Origin of the sequence: Terriglobus albidus (genome assembly GCF_008000815.1) — a bacterium.
Classification (GTDB): Bacteria; Acidobacteriota; Terriglobia; order Terriglobales; family Acidobacteriaceae; genus Terriglobus; species Terriglobus albidus_A.
The window spans coordinates 2,822,076-2,836,746 of the sequence record NZ_CP042806.1; the positions used below are offsets into that span (position 1 = coordinate 2,822,076).

General features: G+C 58.8%; 14 protein-coding genes. 9 read left to right on the plus strand and 5 right to left on the minus strand.

Annotated features, from left to right (window positions below; all coding sequences use genetic code 11):
• The first annotated feature begins 2 nt into the window (after positions 1 to 2).
• Positions 3 to 1,040 (plus strand): threonine aldolase family protein, encoded by a 1,038-nt coding sequence (locus FTW19_RS11190; RefSeq protein ID WP_147647703.1) that lies wholly within the window; start codon positions 3 to 5, stop codon positions 1,038 to 1,040.
• Between the two features lie 7 nt (positions 1,041 to 1,047).
• Here the strand turns inward: FTW19_RS11190 and FTW19_RS11195 are convergent, their stop codons facing one another.
• Complete coding sequence (locus FTW19_RS11195; RefSeq protein WP_147647704.1) at positions 1,048 to 2,820, minus strand: ATP-binding protein; 1,773 nt, start codon at positions 2,818 to 2,820, stop codon at positions 1,048 to 1,050.
• Positions 2,821 to 2,830: 10 nt separating this feature from the next.
• On the minus strand, positions 2,831 to 3,202 hold the full coding sequence (locus FTW19_RS11200) for a response regulator (protein ID WP_147647705.1): 372 nt from the start codon (positions 3,200 to 3,202) through the stop codon (positions 2,831 to 2,833).
• Positions 3,203 to 3,358: 156 nt separating this feature from the next.
• On the opposite strand from FTW19_RS11200, the gene FTW19_RS11205 reads away from it, so the two are divergent.
• The 8 genes from FTW19_RS11205 to FTW19_RS11240 all read left to right on the plus strand — a co-directional run bounded on the left by FTW19_RS11205 (position 3,359) and on the right by FTW19_RS11240 (position 12,359).
• Entirely contained in the window at positions 3,359 to 4,057 is a 699-nt protein-coding gene (locus FTW19_RS11205; RefSeq protein WP_147647706.1) for a winged helix-turn-helix domain-containing protein, read from the plus strand.
• A gap of 9 nt (positions 4,058 to 4,066) precedes the next feature.
• Positions 4,067 to 5,413: a sensor histidine kinase gene (locus FTW19_RS11210; RefSeq protein ID WP_246153685.1), complete on the plus strand. Its 1,347-nt coding sequence runs from the start codon at positions 4,067 to 4,069 to the stop codon at positions 5,411 to 5,413.
• Positions 5,414 to 5,426: 13 nt separating this feature from the next.
• Positions 5,427 to 6,470: a phosphate ABC transporter substrate-binding protein PstS gene (gene pstS, locus FTW19_RS11215; RefSeq protein ID WP_246153686.1), complete on the plus strand. Its 1,044-nt coding sequence runs from the start codon at positions 5,427 to 5,429 to the stop codon at positions 6,468 to 6,470.
• A gap of 86 nt (positions 6,471 to 6,556) precedes the next feature.
• Complete coding sequence (gene pstC / locus FTW19_RS11220) at positions 6,557 to 7,552, plus strand: phosphate ABC transporter permease subunit PstC (RefSeq protein ID WP_348641849.1); 996 nt, start codon at positions 6,557 to 6,559, stop codon at positions 7,550 to 7,552.
• 1 nt (position 7,553) lies between these two features.
• Positions 7,554 to 8,423 (plus strand): phosphate ABC transporter permease PstA, encoded by an 870-nt coding sequence (gene pstA, locus FTW19_RS11225; RefSeq protein ID WP_147647708.1) that lies wholly within the window; start codon positions 7,554 to 7,556, stop codon positions 8,421 to 8,423.
• Positions 8,424 to 9,182 (plus strand): phosphate ABC transporter ATP-binding protein PstB, encoded by a 759-nt coding sequence (pstB, locus tag FTW19_RS11230; RefSeq protein WP_147647709.1) that lies wholly within the window; start codon positions 8,424 to 8,426, stop codon positions 9,180 to 9,182. It abuts the gene before it with no gap.
• Complete coding sequence (phoU, locus tag FTW19_RS11235) at positions 9,182 to 9,847, plus strand: phosphate signaling complex protein PhoU (RefSeq protein WP_147647710.1); 666 nt, start codon at positions 9,182 to 9,184, stop codon at positions 9,845 to 9,847. The genes pstB and phoU overlap by 1 nt, the downstream gene beginning before the upstream one ends.
• A 67-nt stretch (positions 9,848 to 9,914) precedes the next feature.
• Positions 9,915 to 12,359 (plus strand): hypothetical protein, encoded by a 2,445-nt coding sequence (locus tag FTW19_RS11240; protein ID WP_147647711.1) that lies wholly within the window; start codon positions 9,915 to 9,917, stop codon positions 12,357 to 12,359.
• A gap of 49 nt (positions 12,360 to 12,408) precedes the next feature.
• Here the strand turns inward: FTW19_RS11240 and nrdR are convergent, their stop codons facing one another.
• Genes nrdR through FTW19_RS11255 form a run of 3 tightly spaced genes read right to left on the minus strand, consistent with a single transcriptional unit; the run spans position 12,409 to position 14,624 of the window.
• Entirely contained in the window at positions 12,409 to 12,876 is a 468-nt protein-coding gene (gene nrdR, locus FTW19_RS11245; protein WP_147647712.1) for a transcriptional regulator NrdR, read from the minus strand.
• A gap of 18 nt (positions 12,877 to 12,894) precedes the next feature.
• Positions 12,895 to 13,932: a lysylphosphatidylglycerol synthase transmembrane domain-containing protein gene (locus FTW19_RS11250; RefSeq protein ID WP_147647713.1), complete on the minus strand. Its 1,038-nt coding sequence runs from the start codon at positions 13,930 to 13,932 to the stop codon at positions 12,895 to 12,897.
• Entirely contained in the window at positions 13,929 to 14,624 is a 696-nt protein-coding gene (locus tag FTW19_RS11255; RefSeq protein WP_147647714.1) for a lytic transglycosylase domain-containing protein, read from the minus strand. Before FTW19_RS11255 ends, FTW19_RS11250 begins: the two co-directional genes overlap by 4 nt.
• Between the last annotated feature and the right edge of the window lie 47 nt (positions 14,625 to 14,671).

The following is a 14,671-nucleotide window of genomic DNA, read 5'->3' on the forward strand; positions in this document are numbered from 1 at the left end:
GCATGGAGATTATCGAGCTTCGCAGCGATACGTTGACCCAACCCACCGCCGCTATGCGCCAGGCAATGGCTACCGCCGATGTTGGCGATGATGTTTACGGGGAAGACCCAATGGTCAACCGGCTGGAGGCGCGAGCCGCACAGGTCTTCGGTAAAGAAGCTGCGATTTTCGTTCCCACCGGGTCGATGGGTAATCTCACTTCCATCATGGTTCACACGCGGCCGGGGCAGGAGGTTATCTGCGAATCACGCGCCCATATTCTCGACTGGGAGATGGGATCGATGGTCTCCGTTGCCGGAACTGTGCCGCGCACCATCTTCGGAGACCGCGGCGTGCTGACCTGGTCTCAGATCCGCGAAAAGATCGTCCTCAATACCGCCGCGTATTATCGCGCGCGTACGGGGCTGATCGAGCTCGAGAACTCGCACAACATGGCAGGGGGAACGGTCACGCCGCTCGATGTCTTTGAGGAGATCTGGGCTGGAGCCAAGGAGTGTGGCATTCCGACGCATCTGGATGGAGCCCGCATCTTCAACGCCGCTACCGCGCTTGGAGTTTCCGTCTCACGGCTGACCAGTGGCTTTGACACGGTCATGTTCTGCCTCTCCAAGGGCCTGGCTGCGCCCGTCGGATCGATGATCGTCGGCAGCCGTGCATCGATCGACCGCGCACGCGTCATCCGCAAAACGCTGGGCGGTGGCATGAGGCAGGCAGGTGTACTCGCTGCTCCCGGCTTGATCGCCCTGGAGGAGATGTCCAAACGGCTCGCGGAAGATCACGCGAATGCCCGCCTGCTGGCGGAGGCGATTGCTACCTCGCCAGCTGTGGAGATCGATCTTTCAGGTGTACAGACCAATATCGTGATCTTCCGCTTGGCCGGCCACGGGGATGCTCCAGGTCTTGTTCGCCGTCTGGAAGCAAACGGTGTTCGCTGCAGTGCCATCGGTCCACACTCAGTGCGGCTGGTAACGCACAACGATGTTTCGCGCTCGCAATGCGAGACCGCCGCGAAGCTGATTGTGGAAGAGCTGAGCGCCTAGGACTTGCCTAGGCAGTCTCTGCGGGTGCGTGCACGATGAACTTCCGCGGCAGGGTCACGGTCACCTTGACTCCCGTACCATCGGCGAAAGCTGGGCTTTCAAGCTCGATCCGGCCCCCATGCTTGCTTAGAATGCCGCGGCTGACCCACAGACCAAGGCCTGTGCCTCTTTCTCCCTTTGTTGAGAAGAAAGGCTGAAAGAGGCTCTGCTGGGTTTGTTCGTCGATCGCCGCTCCGCTGTTGGTTAGTATGACCCGTGCCCCATCGCCCAGCCTGATCAGTTCCACGCGGACGGATCCTCCAGGGTCGGCGGCTTCGTAGGCATTGGTGATGAGATTGGTGAAGACCTGGCGCAGCTCCGCCGGATACCCTTCGACCAGTGCGGTCTCAGGCAGGATCTGCTCCAGCGTCACCTGGGCTCGCTGAATCTTATAGGAGATGAGCGAGATGAGGTCCTGGAGTAGTTCCCGAAGCTCGACCGGCACAGGCGTACGCGACTCACGATAAAGGGAGAGCATGGCGCGGCTGATCTGCGTCACCCGCGATAGCTCCTGGTCAGCCATCTCCAGTAGGTGGCGGCGCTCCTCTTCCTCGTAGGAGTCGGTGCGCAACAGGTAGAGAATATTGGCCACCGAGTCCAACGGGTTATGAATCTCATGCGCGATGGTGGCTGCTAGCCGCCCGGTGACAGCAAGCCGCTCGTTGGAGATAAGAATCCGCTGTGTTTGCTTCTCATGGGTAATATCGCGGAAGACAATCACAACGCCCACCATCAGGCCCTCTGCGTCGCGGATAGGAGCTCCTGAGTCGTCGATGTGAACCTCGGTCCCGTCGCGCCGCCGCAGAATGGTGTGGTTGGCAAGCCCAACCACGCGGTCCATGCGTTTTACGCGGGCGATCGGGCTCTCGATCGGCAGCCGAGTCTCTTCGTTGACGATATCGAAGACATCTTCGATGGGTTGGCCGAAGGCTTCATCGATCGTCCAACCCGTCAGCTCCGATGCAATCGGATTCAGCATGGTCACCAGCCCATGTCCGTCGGTGACGATTACGCCGTCGCCAATCGAAACCAGTGTTGTTCGCAGCCGCTGCTCCGATGCAAAGAGCTGATCCGCTCGCTCCTGTAGTGACGTCACCGATGTCTGGAAGCTGAGAGAGACACGGTTGAGCTGATGGTTCATGTAGATTGCGATCAAAGTGCCGGTCAGAAGGGAAAGGACAAGCAGGTAGACTCTGGTGATGCGTGCGCGTTCCTGCCAGACCCCTACGCTCTGCTGCCGCAGAACGCTGGTCGCCTGCATAGTCTCGGAAAACTGGCTGCGGATGGTATCCATCTGCGCTTTGCCCCGCAGATTCACCTCAGCTGGATTCTCATCCTTACCTGTGCGTACAGCCTCTATCTGGAGATCAGCGAATTCATGTTTCCATTGCAGATAGGATGCCCGGAGATTACGGATGCGGGTGGTTTGCGGCAAGCTCAGGCCTGGTGTCTGTTCAACGTCATTCAATCTCTGGACGATCTCGCCTTCATGGCCGCGGTACAGATCGAGAAATTGTTCATCATGCGTGAGCTGGTAGCCCCGGAGTCCAGTCTCCTGGTCGAGAATAAGCTTCTGCGCCTGCCCCAGCCGTTGCAGGTTCCGGTCGATCAGTTGTAACTGGTTCACCGCCAGGTTGGCGGAACGGATCTGCCACGACAGTACTCCGCTGACGATCAGCAATGCGGCAATCGGCAGTAGAAATGTCAGCAGAAGGATCCGTCGAAATTCACGAATGTTCAATGAACGGCACCTATTGCGGACTGGGGTCCGAGAACAGGCGCTTCAGATTCGCCAGCAATGCGGGCGCGCCTTCTCCCTTGGTCATGTAAAGCGAGACATTCGCGGTTGCGTCTGCCGGCAGACCTACATAGGCAGAGAGTAGCAAAATAGGAAGGTCAGGACGCATAGCCCGCATCTGCCGTGCTACCTCATCCCCATCCATGCCCGGCATGGAGTAATCCAGAATCACAGCCTCCACGGGATGAGCCTCCAGCAGGGACAGGCCAGAAGGACCATCAGGAGCGCTCAGCACACGGTAGCCGGCGCGTTCCAGCAGCATGCTCCGAATCCGAAGACCAACGGCTTCATCATCGACACATAGGATTAGAGGTGCGTTCCGCATCAGTGGGCCTGTGTGCCCACACTACACCATCCCCTTCGTAGATGGCTCGTAAATCCGTTGCGAATCAACAGATCAGATGAGCAGATTCACACTATTTTTGCATTCCAGACCTTCGGTTGCGATAGCCTAAGGCCGAACACAGGAGAAAAACGCTCTGTGAGCCAGACCATCTTTCTGCTGGAAGACGACCTCGATATCCAGCGGCTGGTGCAGTACCATCTGGAGGCTGCGGGCTTCATCGTCCGGGCTTTCAACGCGGCTACGAATGTAGCCTCTGACGCTGAGCGGCAACCCCCGGCCCTCTTCCTGCTGGACATCATGGTGCCCGGCGGTGACGGTCTGGATCTTTGCCGTCGTCTGCGCTCCAACCCCGCGCTGTCGACGATCCCCATCATTTTCCTCACCGCGCGCGCCAGCGAGAACGATCGTGTGCTCGGTCTGGAATTGGGAGCCGATGACTACATCACCAAGCCTTTCGGCACCCGGGAGCTGTTGGCTCGTGTGAAGGCCGTGTTGCGCCGCTTTGAACGTCCTACTGCGCCAAGCATTGTCAGCTTCGACAATATTGAGATTGATCAGGCTGCCATGCAGTTGAAGGTAGGCGGTCACCTGCAGACGACGACGGCGACTGAGTTTCGTCTGCTGGACTATCTGGCCCGCCATCCAGGCCGTGTCTTCACCCGCGATCAGTTGCTTGACGCCGTCTGGGGCGACGCTCGCTTCGTCACCCCGCGTTCGGTCGACGTCTATGTGCGGCGAATTCGCGAGAAGATTGAAGCCGATCCGGAAAACCCGCGTTACCTTAAAACCATGCGCGGCGCCGGTTATCGTTTCGAAATGCCGAAGACCGTCTGAGGGAACGCCTTGAAGCGGACCATCACTGGAATTGTGGTGCTGCTGTGCGTGGTTACGGCTCTGGCCGCATTTGGCGCTGGTTGGGCTTTGTCCGGCTCGCCTGTGTGGCTGCGCTTCATCACGCTTGCCGCCATCATGCTGGGCATCTCTTTAGTTGCCATCGCGATTATCAGCGGTGCGCTGCGGAGAGATGCCTCCACTCTTCGTCTGGCTATCGTGGCGTCCACGCCAGAGCAGCAGGCCAATCGGCCTGACCTGGGTGATTTTCAGGATCTCTGGCCTGCGTTTGACGCAGCCCGGCAGAAAGTTCGTTCCCAGATTGCAGCGATTGAAGAAGAACGGGCCAAGCTCGCAGCCGTCCTGGATTCCATGCAGGATCTGGTTGTCGCGGTGGATTCGGCGGGACGCATCCAGTGGGCGAATGAACCCATGCGTCGCGAGCTCGAAGGTGCGGTCCGCCACGGACAGGCGATTGTGCATACGATCCGTGATCCCGAGGTGCTGCTCTGCCTGCAGGTGGCTCTTGACGATGGCCTGGTGACACAGCGCCGGTCTACTTCGCTCAAGCCCGGTCGCATCTTCGAAGTGAACGCCGGTCCTATCCCCGGTGGCGGTGCTGTTGCCGTATTACACGACCTGACCCGCATCGAGCAGGTGGAGCGTACCCAACGTGAGTTCATTGCCAATGTCTCTCACGAGCTGCGCACCCCGCTGACCTCCATCTCCGGTTACGTCGAGACCCTTTTGGACTTTGAGCGGTCGCTGTCTCTTCAGTCCAGGGAGTTTCTTGAAACGATTCTGAAAAATGCCACTCGCATGACCCGCCTGACCGAGGATCTTCTGGTTCTGGCCAGGGTTGAAAGTGGTGAGAATCCCATCCATCCCACGGTCGTTCCCGCGGAGAAGCTGGTACGTGATGCGGTCGCTGCTGTCCGCGGTATTGTGCGCGACGCGGGCGCCAAGCTCGACATTGGAATCATGGACGCGATCAATGTAATGGCCGATGCTGATGCCACGACCCAGGTGCTCTCCAACCTGATCGAGAATGCGACGAAGTACGGCCGCGCTACAACCGGCGAGCCTGCTCGGATCGAGGTCTCTGTCGAACAAAAAGGGGCCTATGCGGAGTTCCGCATCCGCGACTGGGGTGCGGGTATCGCCTCGGAGCATCACGAGCGCATCTTCGAGCGCTTCTACCGTGTTGACAAGGCACGTTCCCGCGAGACCGGCGGTACCGGTCTCGGGCTCGCGATCGCGCGCCACATCGTGATGCAGCATGGCGGAAATATCTGGGTGGAGAGCCGGCTCACCCAGGGAAGCACCTTCGCGTTCACGCTGCCTGTGGTGCAGGGCTGATATGGTGAGGGGTGTGCGCTCCGTTGTGCCCATCCTGCTCTCGTTTGCCCTGCTGACCGGCTGCAAATCACCAAAGCAGACGGGCGCTCCTGCCGCAGACCCACGCATACTGACGATCAACGGCGCCGGGGCCAGCTTTCCCAATCCCATCTACTCCAAGTGGTTTGCCGAGTATGGCCGGTTGCATCCTGGTGTGCGCATTAACTATCAGCCCATCGGCTCCGGAGGCGGCATTCGGCAGGTCTCGCAGGGCATCGTCGATTTCGGCGCCTCTGATGATCCCATGACCGATACCCAGTTGCAGCAATCGTCCCATCCACTGCTGCATATCCCCACCGTGCTCGGAGCAGTGGTTCCGGTCTACAACCTGCCTGGCATCTCTGCGGAGGTGCGGTTTTCTCCGGAGGTACTGGCTGGGATCTACCTCGGAACGATTACTTTCTGGGACGACCAGAAGATCATTGCCGATAATCCCGGCATAAAGTTTCCGCATGAAGAGATTCTGCCGGTGTATCGCTCCGATGGCTCCGGCACAACTTTCATCTTCACCGACTATCTCACCAAGGTGAGTTCAGCCTGGGCGCAGCAGGTGGGTAACTCCACTTCAGTGAAGTGGCCGGTCGGTATTGGACAGAAGGGCAATGAGGGCGTTGCGGGCATGGTGCGCCAGGCTCCCTACGCTTTCGGCTATGTGGAGCTGGTTTATGCCTTGCAGAACCATATGACCTTTGGTCTGGTGCGGAACGGTGCAGGCCAGTGGATCAAGGCCACTCCTGCGGCTGTCACGGCTGCTGCCGAAGCTCAGGCCGATACGATCCCTGCGGATTTCCGGGTCTCCCTGGCGAATGCCGGCGGAACGGCCAGCTACCCGATCTGCTCGTTTACCTGGCTACTCGTTCCGCAGCAGTCGGCTGACGCCACCAAAGGCAGACAACTCCACGACTTCCTGCTCTGGATGATCTCTGAGGGAGAGCAGGAGGCTGCTGCCATGGGTTACGCTCCTTTGCCTCGTCCTGTAGCAGAGCGTTTAAAAAATACCGTCGCCAGTATCCGATAACACACGCAAAGCCTTATTAATCAAGCTGTTCATTCCGCGTTCACACATATTCCAGATACTCTAAGAAGGGGATCTGGAAGAGCCGGGTGACGATACAGCACTCAGAGATGGAGGGGGCACGGGCTGCCTCAGAGGTACGCCGCTTTTTGATGCAGCGCGGCAGTGGCGGTGTGGCTGACCGCACTTTTGCAGCCCTGATGCTGGGGTGTGCCCTGAGCATCTTTGCTATCGTTGCTCTCATCCTGGGAATTCTGATCCTACGCTCCAGGCTCAGCCTGCATGAGTTCGGCTTGAGCTTCTTTCTGCGTTCAGACTGGGATCCGGTCCGCGGCAGCTTCGGTGCGGTTCCATTCATCTGGGGAACGCTTGCCTCCGCCTTCCTGGCTCTTTTGATTGCGGTGCCACTGGCGCTTGGCGTAGCGATCTTTATCAATGAAATGTGCCCCCGTGCTCTGCGCACACCGATTTCGTTTCTTACCGAGCTCCTGGCTGCGATTCCTTCAGTGGTCTATGGCTTGTGGGCTATCTTCGTCCTGGTGCCGATCATGCGGAGCAGTGTCGGGCCCTTTCTGAAGAAGTTTTTCGGCTGGACAGGCCTCTTCCATGGCCCGAACTTCGGCATCGGTCTGCTGACGGCCAGCATGATTCTGGCAATCATGGTGTTGCCGGTCATCTCCTCCATCGCGCGCGATGTCATGAAGGCCGTGCCCAATACACAGCGCGAAGGTGTGCTGGCGCTGGGAGCCACCCGCTGGGAGATGGTACGTATCGGTGTGTTGCGCAATGCGCGCATCGGTATCGTCGGAGCCGTGATCCTTGGACTTGGCCGCGCTCTTGGCGAGACGATGGCCGTCACCATGGTGATCGGCAACCATGCGGCGATTCCAAAGAGTCTCTTCGCTCCGGCCTATACGCTGGCTTCTGTCATCGCGAATGAATTTACTGAAGCCACCGGCGACCTCTATCTGAGTGCTTTGATTGAGATCGGCCTGGCGCTCTTTCTTGTCACCATTGTCGTGAATGCTATCGCTCGCTTGCTGGTCTTCATGGTGACGCGCGGCAATACAGCGAGGGCGGTGTAACGTGCCTCATCGTCCATCGCGTGCCAATGTAGGCCGCCGCCAGGCGGCGAATCACTTGTTTACCATCCTGGCGATATTGAGCACCGTGCTGGTGATCGCTCCATTATTCGCGATCCTGGTGTACTTGCTGTTTCAAGGTGTCCGCTCGCTCAACGTGGCTTTCTTTACGCATCTGCCGCGGCCCGTGGGAGAGCCCGGGGGCGGTATGGCCAACTCGATTGTCGGTTCGGGCATTATTCTTGCCTTGGCCAGCCTGCTTGGAATCCCGGTCGGTATCGGCGCAGGAATCTACCTGCATGAGTACGGCGGCGGCAAGACTCTAGCGAATGCGATCCGCTTTACCGCTGATGTACTGAACGGTGTGCCATCCATCGTGATGGGCATTGCGGCGTATTCGCTGATCGTTGTTCCACAGAGGCACTTCTCGGCGTTTGCCGCAGGTGTGGCGCTGGCCATCATGATGGTCCCGACGGTGACACGCACCACGGAAGAGATGCTGGCAACGGTGCCCAATGCAGTACGTGAGGCGGCGTTGGGGCTCGGCATTCCCAAGTGGCGCACGGTGATGACGGTCAGTTTGAAGACTGCCTCTCCCGGCATTATCACCGGTTGCATGCTCGCGTTTGCGCGTATCGCTGGGGAGACGGCGCCGCTGCTCTTTACTGCCTTCGGCAACCAGTTCTGGCCTACCAGCCTGAATGAGCCGATTGCAGCGCTGCCACTCCAGATCTTTGTCTATGCCGTCTCACCGTACGATGAGTGGCATCGTCTGGCCTGGGCCGGCGCTCTGGTGCTGATTGTGATGATTATGGTCTCCGTCACGCTGGTCCGGGTGGTGACCGGGCGTGGCATGCTCAAGGGAGGGCACTGAGTGGGCGTCGGTATTGAAGTCGAAGACCTGAATGCGTGGTATGGCCAGACCCACACGCTGAAGGGCATCAATCTACAGATTCCCGCCAACTCGGCGACGGCGCTGATCGGCCCGTCCGGCTGCGGTAAGTCCACCTTTGTGCGCTGCCTGAATCGTATGCACGAAACCAATCCCGTCGCTCGTGCAGAGGGAACGGTTCGCGTCGGCGGCGTTGATGTCTACAAGGACGCTTCTCCGGTTGAGATTCGCCGCCGCATCGGCATGGTCTTCCAGCGGCCGAATCCGTTCCCAACGATGTCGATCTACGACAACGTTGCCAGCGGCCTGAAGCTGAACGGTTTCCGCAACAAGCGGGTGCTCGATGAGGTCGTGGAGCGTTCGCTGCGGCAAGCGGCGCTGTGGGACGAAGTAAAGGATCAACTGAAGGCCAAGAGCGGCGCCTCGCTCTCCGGCGGCCAGCAGCAGCGTCTCTGCATTGCCCGAGCGATTGCCGTTGATCCTGAAGTGTTGCTGATGGATGAACCCGCGTCGGCGCTCGATCCGGTCTCGACCGCGAAGATTGAAGACTTGATCTTTCAACTCAAAGACGAGTACACCATCGTCATCGTGACCCACAATATGCAACAGGCGGCGCGTGTAGCGGAGAAGACGGGGTTCTTTTTGAGCGGCCATCTTGTCGAGTTCGATTCGACTCACAAAATCTTCACAAACCCAAGCGACAAACGGACCGAAGATTACATCACGGGCAGGTTCGGCTAATGCGTATCCGGTTTCATCAGAGTCTGGATGAGTTGAAAGAAAAGCTGCTGGTCATGGCGGGCATGGCCGAGCAGGCGATTCAGCGTTCCATTGAGGCATATCGCACGCGTGATTTAGAGATCTGCGAACTGGTCTTCAAATCGGAGCCGGCCATCAATCGGCTGGAGCGTGAGATCGACCAGGCAGCGCTCGATCTGCTGGCGATGGAACAGCCCATGGCTATTGATCTGCGGTTCATTCTTTCCGTCATTCGCATCAATGCTGACCTTGAGCGCGTCGGTGACCAGGCTGTGAACATCGCCGTCCGCGTGCGAGAGATGGGGGCTTACTCGAATGTCGACCTCCCGGTAGACATTCCACGTGCCGCGTCCCTCGCTTCGGCTATGGTCCGCAAGGCTCTGCAGGCGTTCATCGAGGGCGATGCCGAGTTGGCACGTTCGGTGCTCGCGATGGACGATGAGGTGGATGCGATGAACGACGCTGCCTTTACCGCATTGAGCGCGCTTATCAAGCGTCAGCCGGAACTAACGCCACAGGCCCTGAATGCCTTGATCATCTCGCGCAATCTGGAGCGCGTCGGAGACCACGCAACCAACGTCGCCGAGGACGTAATTTTCTGGGTGCGGGGCGCCGACGTGCGGCATAAAGGCTCGGTAGCAAGTTAGCCGCTCTGTTTTGTGTAGGTTACAGGTGGATAACCATCCAGGGGTCTGGTCAATCTAACCTAGAACGATGAGCCAGTTTGTTCGACTCCTCTCTCTTGCCGCACTCTGTGCTGCTACCGCGGTCCAGGCGGACCCTGCCCGCTTCGATCTGACCGGCCCCAAAGTCGATATCCGCGTTACGCGCGGCAGCCGGACGCTCCCGATCGCACAGGTTGCGAATCTGCAGCCAGGAGATCGGCTCTGGTTGCGTCCGGAATTGCCGGAGACCCAGTCCGTGCATCTGCTGCTGATTGCGGCGTTTCTGCGAGGCACCACCAACCCTCCACCGGATGAGTGGTTTACCAAGATCGAGAGCTGGAACAAGAAGGTGAAGGAAGAGGGAGTCTTCGTCACTGTGCCGAAAGACGCGCAGCAGGCGTTGCTCTTTCTCGCTCCTGAGACGGGCGGAGACTTCGGCACGTTGAAGTCGGCTGTGCGCGGCCGTCCCGGTATCTTTGTCCGCGCCTCGCAGGACCTGACGGAGCTTGGCTTCGAGCAGGCCCGCATCGAGCGTTATCTGGCAGGAATGCGACAGATTCCGGCGACGAATGATACCAAGCTGCTTTCGGAGCGCTCTGAGGCCCTGGCTCGGACACTCGCTCTGAAGCCCAACTCCGATTGCTTCAACCAGCCTGCCGAGCAGCAGATTGTCTGCCTGACGCAGAGTGGGAATCAGACCCTGCTCGATGATGGCCATGGCGCCAGCATCGTAACGGAGCTAGCCAACAATGGCGGTGCTGACCTCGCTGGCGCTGCGGCTTCGACCGCTCCATTCGGTGGTGGCGCTTATAGTGCGTATGTCGGTGCGGTAGTGGATCTAACCAAGCTGTTGACCAACATGCACACCGCGCAGTACCAGTACATTCCTGCGGTAGCGTTTCCTGATACCGACCACTTCAATCTCCGCCTCAATGCCGCTCCTTCGTTTCACAATCCAAAGTCGGTGATCGTGATTGCTCTGCCGGGCATTCAACCGACGAAGCTGCCACCGCTGCAGCCGGCCAACCCGAAGGAAGTGACCTGTCTGCTCAAACCGGAGGTAGTACTGCATCTGCAGAACGCGCCTTTGGTCTTCTCGACCGGTATTGCGCATGACCTGGTGCTGCATGTGAATACCCAGGAAGGAAAGGATATTCCGCTGGTTGCCGATGCCTCCAAGGGCGGACTCGTATTGACCGCTGCTGTGGAGGGAAGGCGGTCGATGACGGAGGATGACACCCCCACAACATCGAATCCTGTCCCCCCTTCACCTGACGGATTGACTGGTACTGTCCATGGTCAGTGGGGTTTTGATTCCTTCGATGGCCCTACCTTGCCACTGCAGAACGAACCCGGCAAAGGCTGGAAGCTGGTGTCGGAAGATGGCGTGATCGTGGGTCGCGAACACTCCTTTACTTTGGCTTCCACGGGCGCCGGTTGTGTCGAGAAGGTGCAGGTTGTCAGCGGTCCGAAGAAGATTAATGCGGACTTTCATCCCGGAGATCAATCAAGGCAGGTCATTGCGAAGGCTATCCTCAAGGATGTGAATCCAGGCGATCTGCGGGTCGAAGTAGAGCAATATGGCGACCAGCCGCCGCAACAGGTTGAGACCAAGGCCTACACAGAAGCTGCGAAACTTACCTCATTCAAGCTGCACGCCGGCGATACCACCGCCATCCTGGAAGGAACCTCTCTGGATCAGGTGCAGTCTGTCGAACTTAACGGCCTGACGTTCGCACCTACCGGCGAACCAGACCGCATTCTGAACCTGGGTCTCCCGAAGGATGCCGCCGCACCGAAGCTCAAGGCGGGGGACGCGGCTACAGCCCATGCACACTTGAAGGACGGGCGTACCGTCGATGTGCAGGCCACGGTCCTGGAGGCGCGTCCCACGGTGACCTTGGTGAATCGGTATATTACAGCGCCGAACGGTGGCACACCATCGATTCGTTTGTCCAATAAAGACGACCTTCCTCTTTCAGATAGGTTGACTTTCTTCCTGAAAGCAAACGGGAACTTTCCACGCAACCAGAAGATTGAGGTGGCCACTAAAGATGGATCTTTGAAGACGCAGCTCAGCTTCGAAGACGGCACGCTGGTGCTGCAGGACGTGTCCACCGCGATTGCGAACCTTGATCCATCGAAGGCGCTTGGGGCGTCTGCTTTCGGCAAGCTGCAATTTCGCGCCGTGGGAGCTGATGGTTCTCAGGGAGATTGGCAGCCGCTTGCCACACTGGTTCGAACGCCAACGCTGAAGGAGATTCGCTGCCCAATCGATGACACCAAATCGTGCCATTTGGTGGGCAGCAATCTCTATCTGCTCAAGTCTGTAGCGGCAACCAGCAAGTTTGACAGCGCGAAGGAGGTACCGCCGGGCTTCGGCGACAGCCAGCTTGAAGTGCCGCGCCCCTATGGCACCGTGCTCTTTGTCAAGCTGTTGGATGATCCTGAGAGTGTCAACGCAGTCGCCTTGCCGGTAACGCCGGAGTTCTAAACTAAAAAAGGCACGGCGCTGGCCGTGCCTTTTTCTTGCATCTGGAGACTTAGATTGATCGCTTCTCGCGATGGAGTAGCTCTTCGAGCTCTTCCTTGAACTCCCGCACATCCTTGAAATCACGATAGACGCTGGCGAAGCGGATATAGGCCACCGTATCCAGCTCTTTGAGGCGGGACATGATGAGTTCTCCGACCTCGGAGGTGCTGCGCTCGCGCTCCGGTGAGTCGACAACATAGGCTTCGGTCTCGTCGACCACGCGCTCCAGCTTTGCCGCCGAGACCGGACGCTTTTCGCAGGCGCGCAGAATGCCGGAAAGGACCTTCTGCCGGTCAAACTTCTCGCGGCGGCCGTCTTTCTTTACGACCATGTAGGGAATCTCGTCGATGCGCTCATAGGTGGTGAAGCGCTTGTTGCAGCGCTCACATTCGCGCCGTCGACGTATGGAGTCGGCTTCTTTGCTTTCGCGGGAGTCAACGACCTTGTCTTGCGTAAATCCGCAGTAGGGACACTTCATCGGGATAACTTGATTTTATCAAGCAGATGTCTCGGCTGCGTGCTCGCTGGCCTCAGCAACTTTACCGATCGAGACGCTTTCGATGCGCGAGAACACCAGGCCGACGGGAATGATGCTGAGCGAGGTCACAATCAGAAGCAGCGCTCCACAGGCCGTAGAAGCCTCGATCGGGGCGCCATAAAAGGCCTGCATGGAGGCGGCTGTGGCAGCTATCTGGGTGAACCAGCCGATGACGGGAAGCTGCAGAAGCGAGCCGCCGAGCGATGCGGCCATCAGCAGCATCACGCTGGCAAAGGTGAGTGTTCCAAGCTCCGGAGTATGTACGAAGGCATGGGCCGTCTCCAGGTACGCTCCGGCGATCATCGCCCACATGACGATGGAAAGAATGATGGTGACGACGAGCGAACCAATGCTGGGAATCGCGCCCAATCCGTCGCGAAAGCCAAGGATCTTTTCGGCAACGGTTTCGCCGAGCCCCTCGGAGAGCTTGCCCAGAATTGCTTTGGCCATGGCTCCCAGTGCAGAACCGGCGATCCGAATGGCAATTGCAAAGATGGCGATTGCGATGGTTGCCGCAAGCGAGAAAGCGCCAACCCGGACAAAGGTCTCGTGGTGTGGCATGTTCTTTGGCAGAAAGAGCAGTGCCGTAGAAAAGACCAGCGCTGCCGAGCCCAGATCGAACATGCGCTCCAGCGTGTAAATCGCGATCTGGGGTGCGATCGAGGTCCTGGTGCGTTTGGCGATAATGTATGGGCGTGACAGGTCCGCCAGACGTCCGAAGATGGCGACTGCGGTAAAGCCGATGAAGTGCGACCCCGTCAGCGAGAGCGGCGAAACCTTGCGGAGTTTCCCCAGCAGGATGGTCCATCGCCAGGAACGGAAAAGATAGGTACCCCAGATCAGGCCAATGCCGGCAGCGACGTGCCTGTAGTCGATCAGGTGAAGCTGGCGCACAAACAGCCCGAAATCGAAGTGGATCTTCGACCGGAAGAGATAGATCAGGATGGCAAGAACTGCGAGTACTGCCAGAGAGACCGGAGTTTTCTTGTCCTTCATTGAGCCTGGGCCTGTGCCGTTACGTTACGGGTCTGCGCCTCGAGTTTACGCCGGTTAAATTCACGGATGACGCGGGCTACGTAGGCACGGGTCTCCCGGTAGGGAGGGATGCCATGATAGCGATCCACCGCTCCAGGACCTGCATTATAGGCCGCCAGAGCCATGGCCATATTGTCGTGATAACGGGTCAGCAGTGTGTCCAGGTAGGCCGAGCCTCCATTGACGTTTTCGCCAGGGTGGAAGCTGTTGTGAACGCCGAGCTCGCGGGCAGTGCCGGGCATGAGCTGCATCAGTCCCTGCGCTCCGGCGCGGGATACGGCGGCGGGCCGGTTGTTGCTTTCGGCACGAACGACCGCGGCCAGCAGGTCGGCGTCGACGCGATGTGCCGCCTCGGCTGAGGCCAGCAACTGGTGCAGCTCAGCGGGTGTCAGTGATGTCTCTTCTCTTGCCACGGCTTCTTTCGGCTCCGGTCGAATAGACGGCGCCGGGAGCTCGAAGAATTCAGCCTGAGTGATGGCTTCCTGTGGAACTTCCAGGTAGCTCTGTTCACTGGTGTAAAGCCGGACCCGGCCAGGCTCTGCCGCTGCTTCACGGCGGACGCAGTCCAGCGTAAAGCCGGTGCGCAGCGTGATGTGCTCGGCGGCGAAGGCGGTGGCGCTGAGCAGACAGAGACTTAGGACACGGACAAACACTGCTTAAGCCTACCGAATTTCCCGGGAAACGTCGCTTAAGAAAGCAT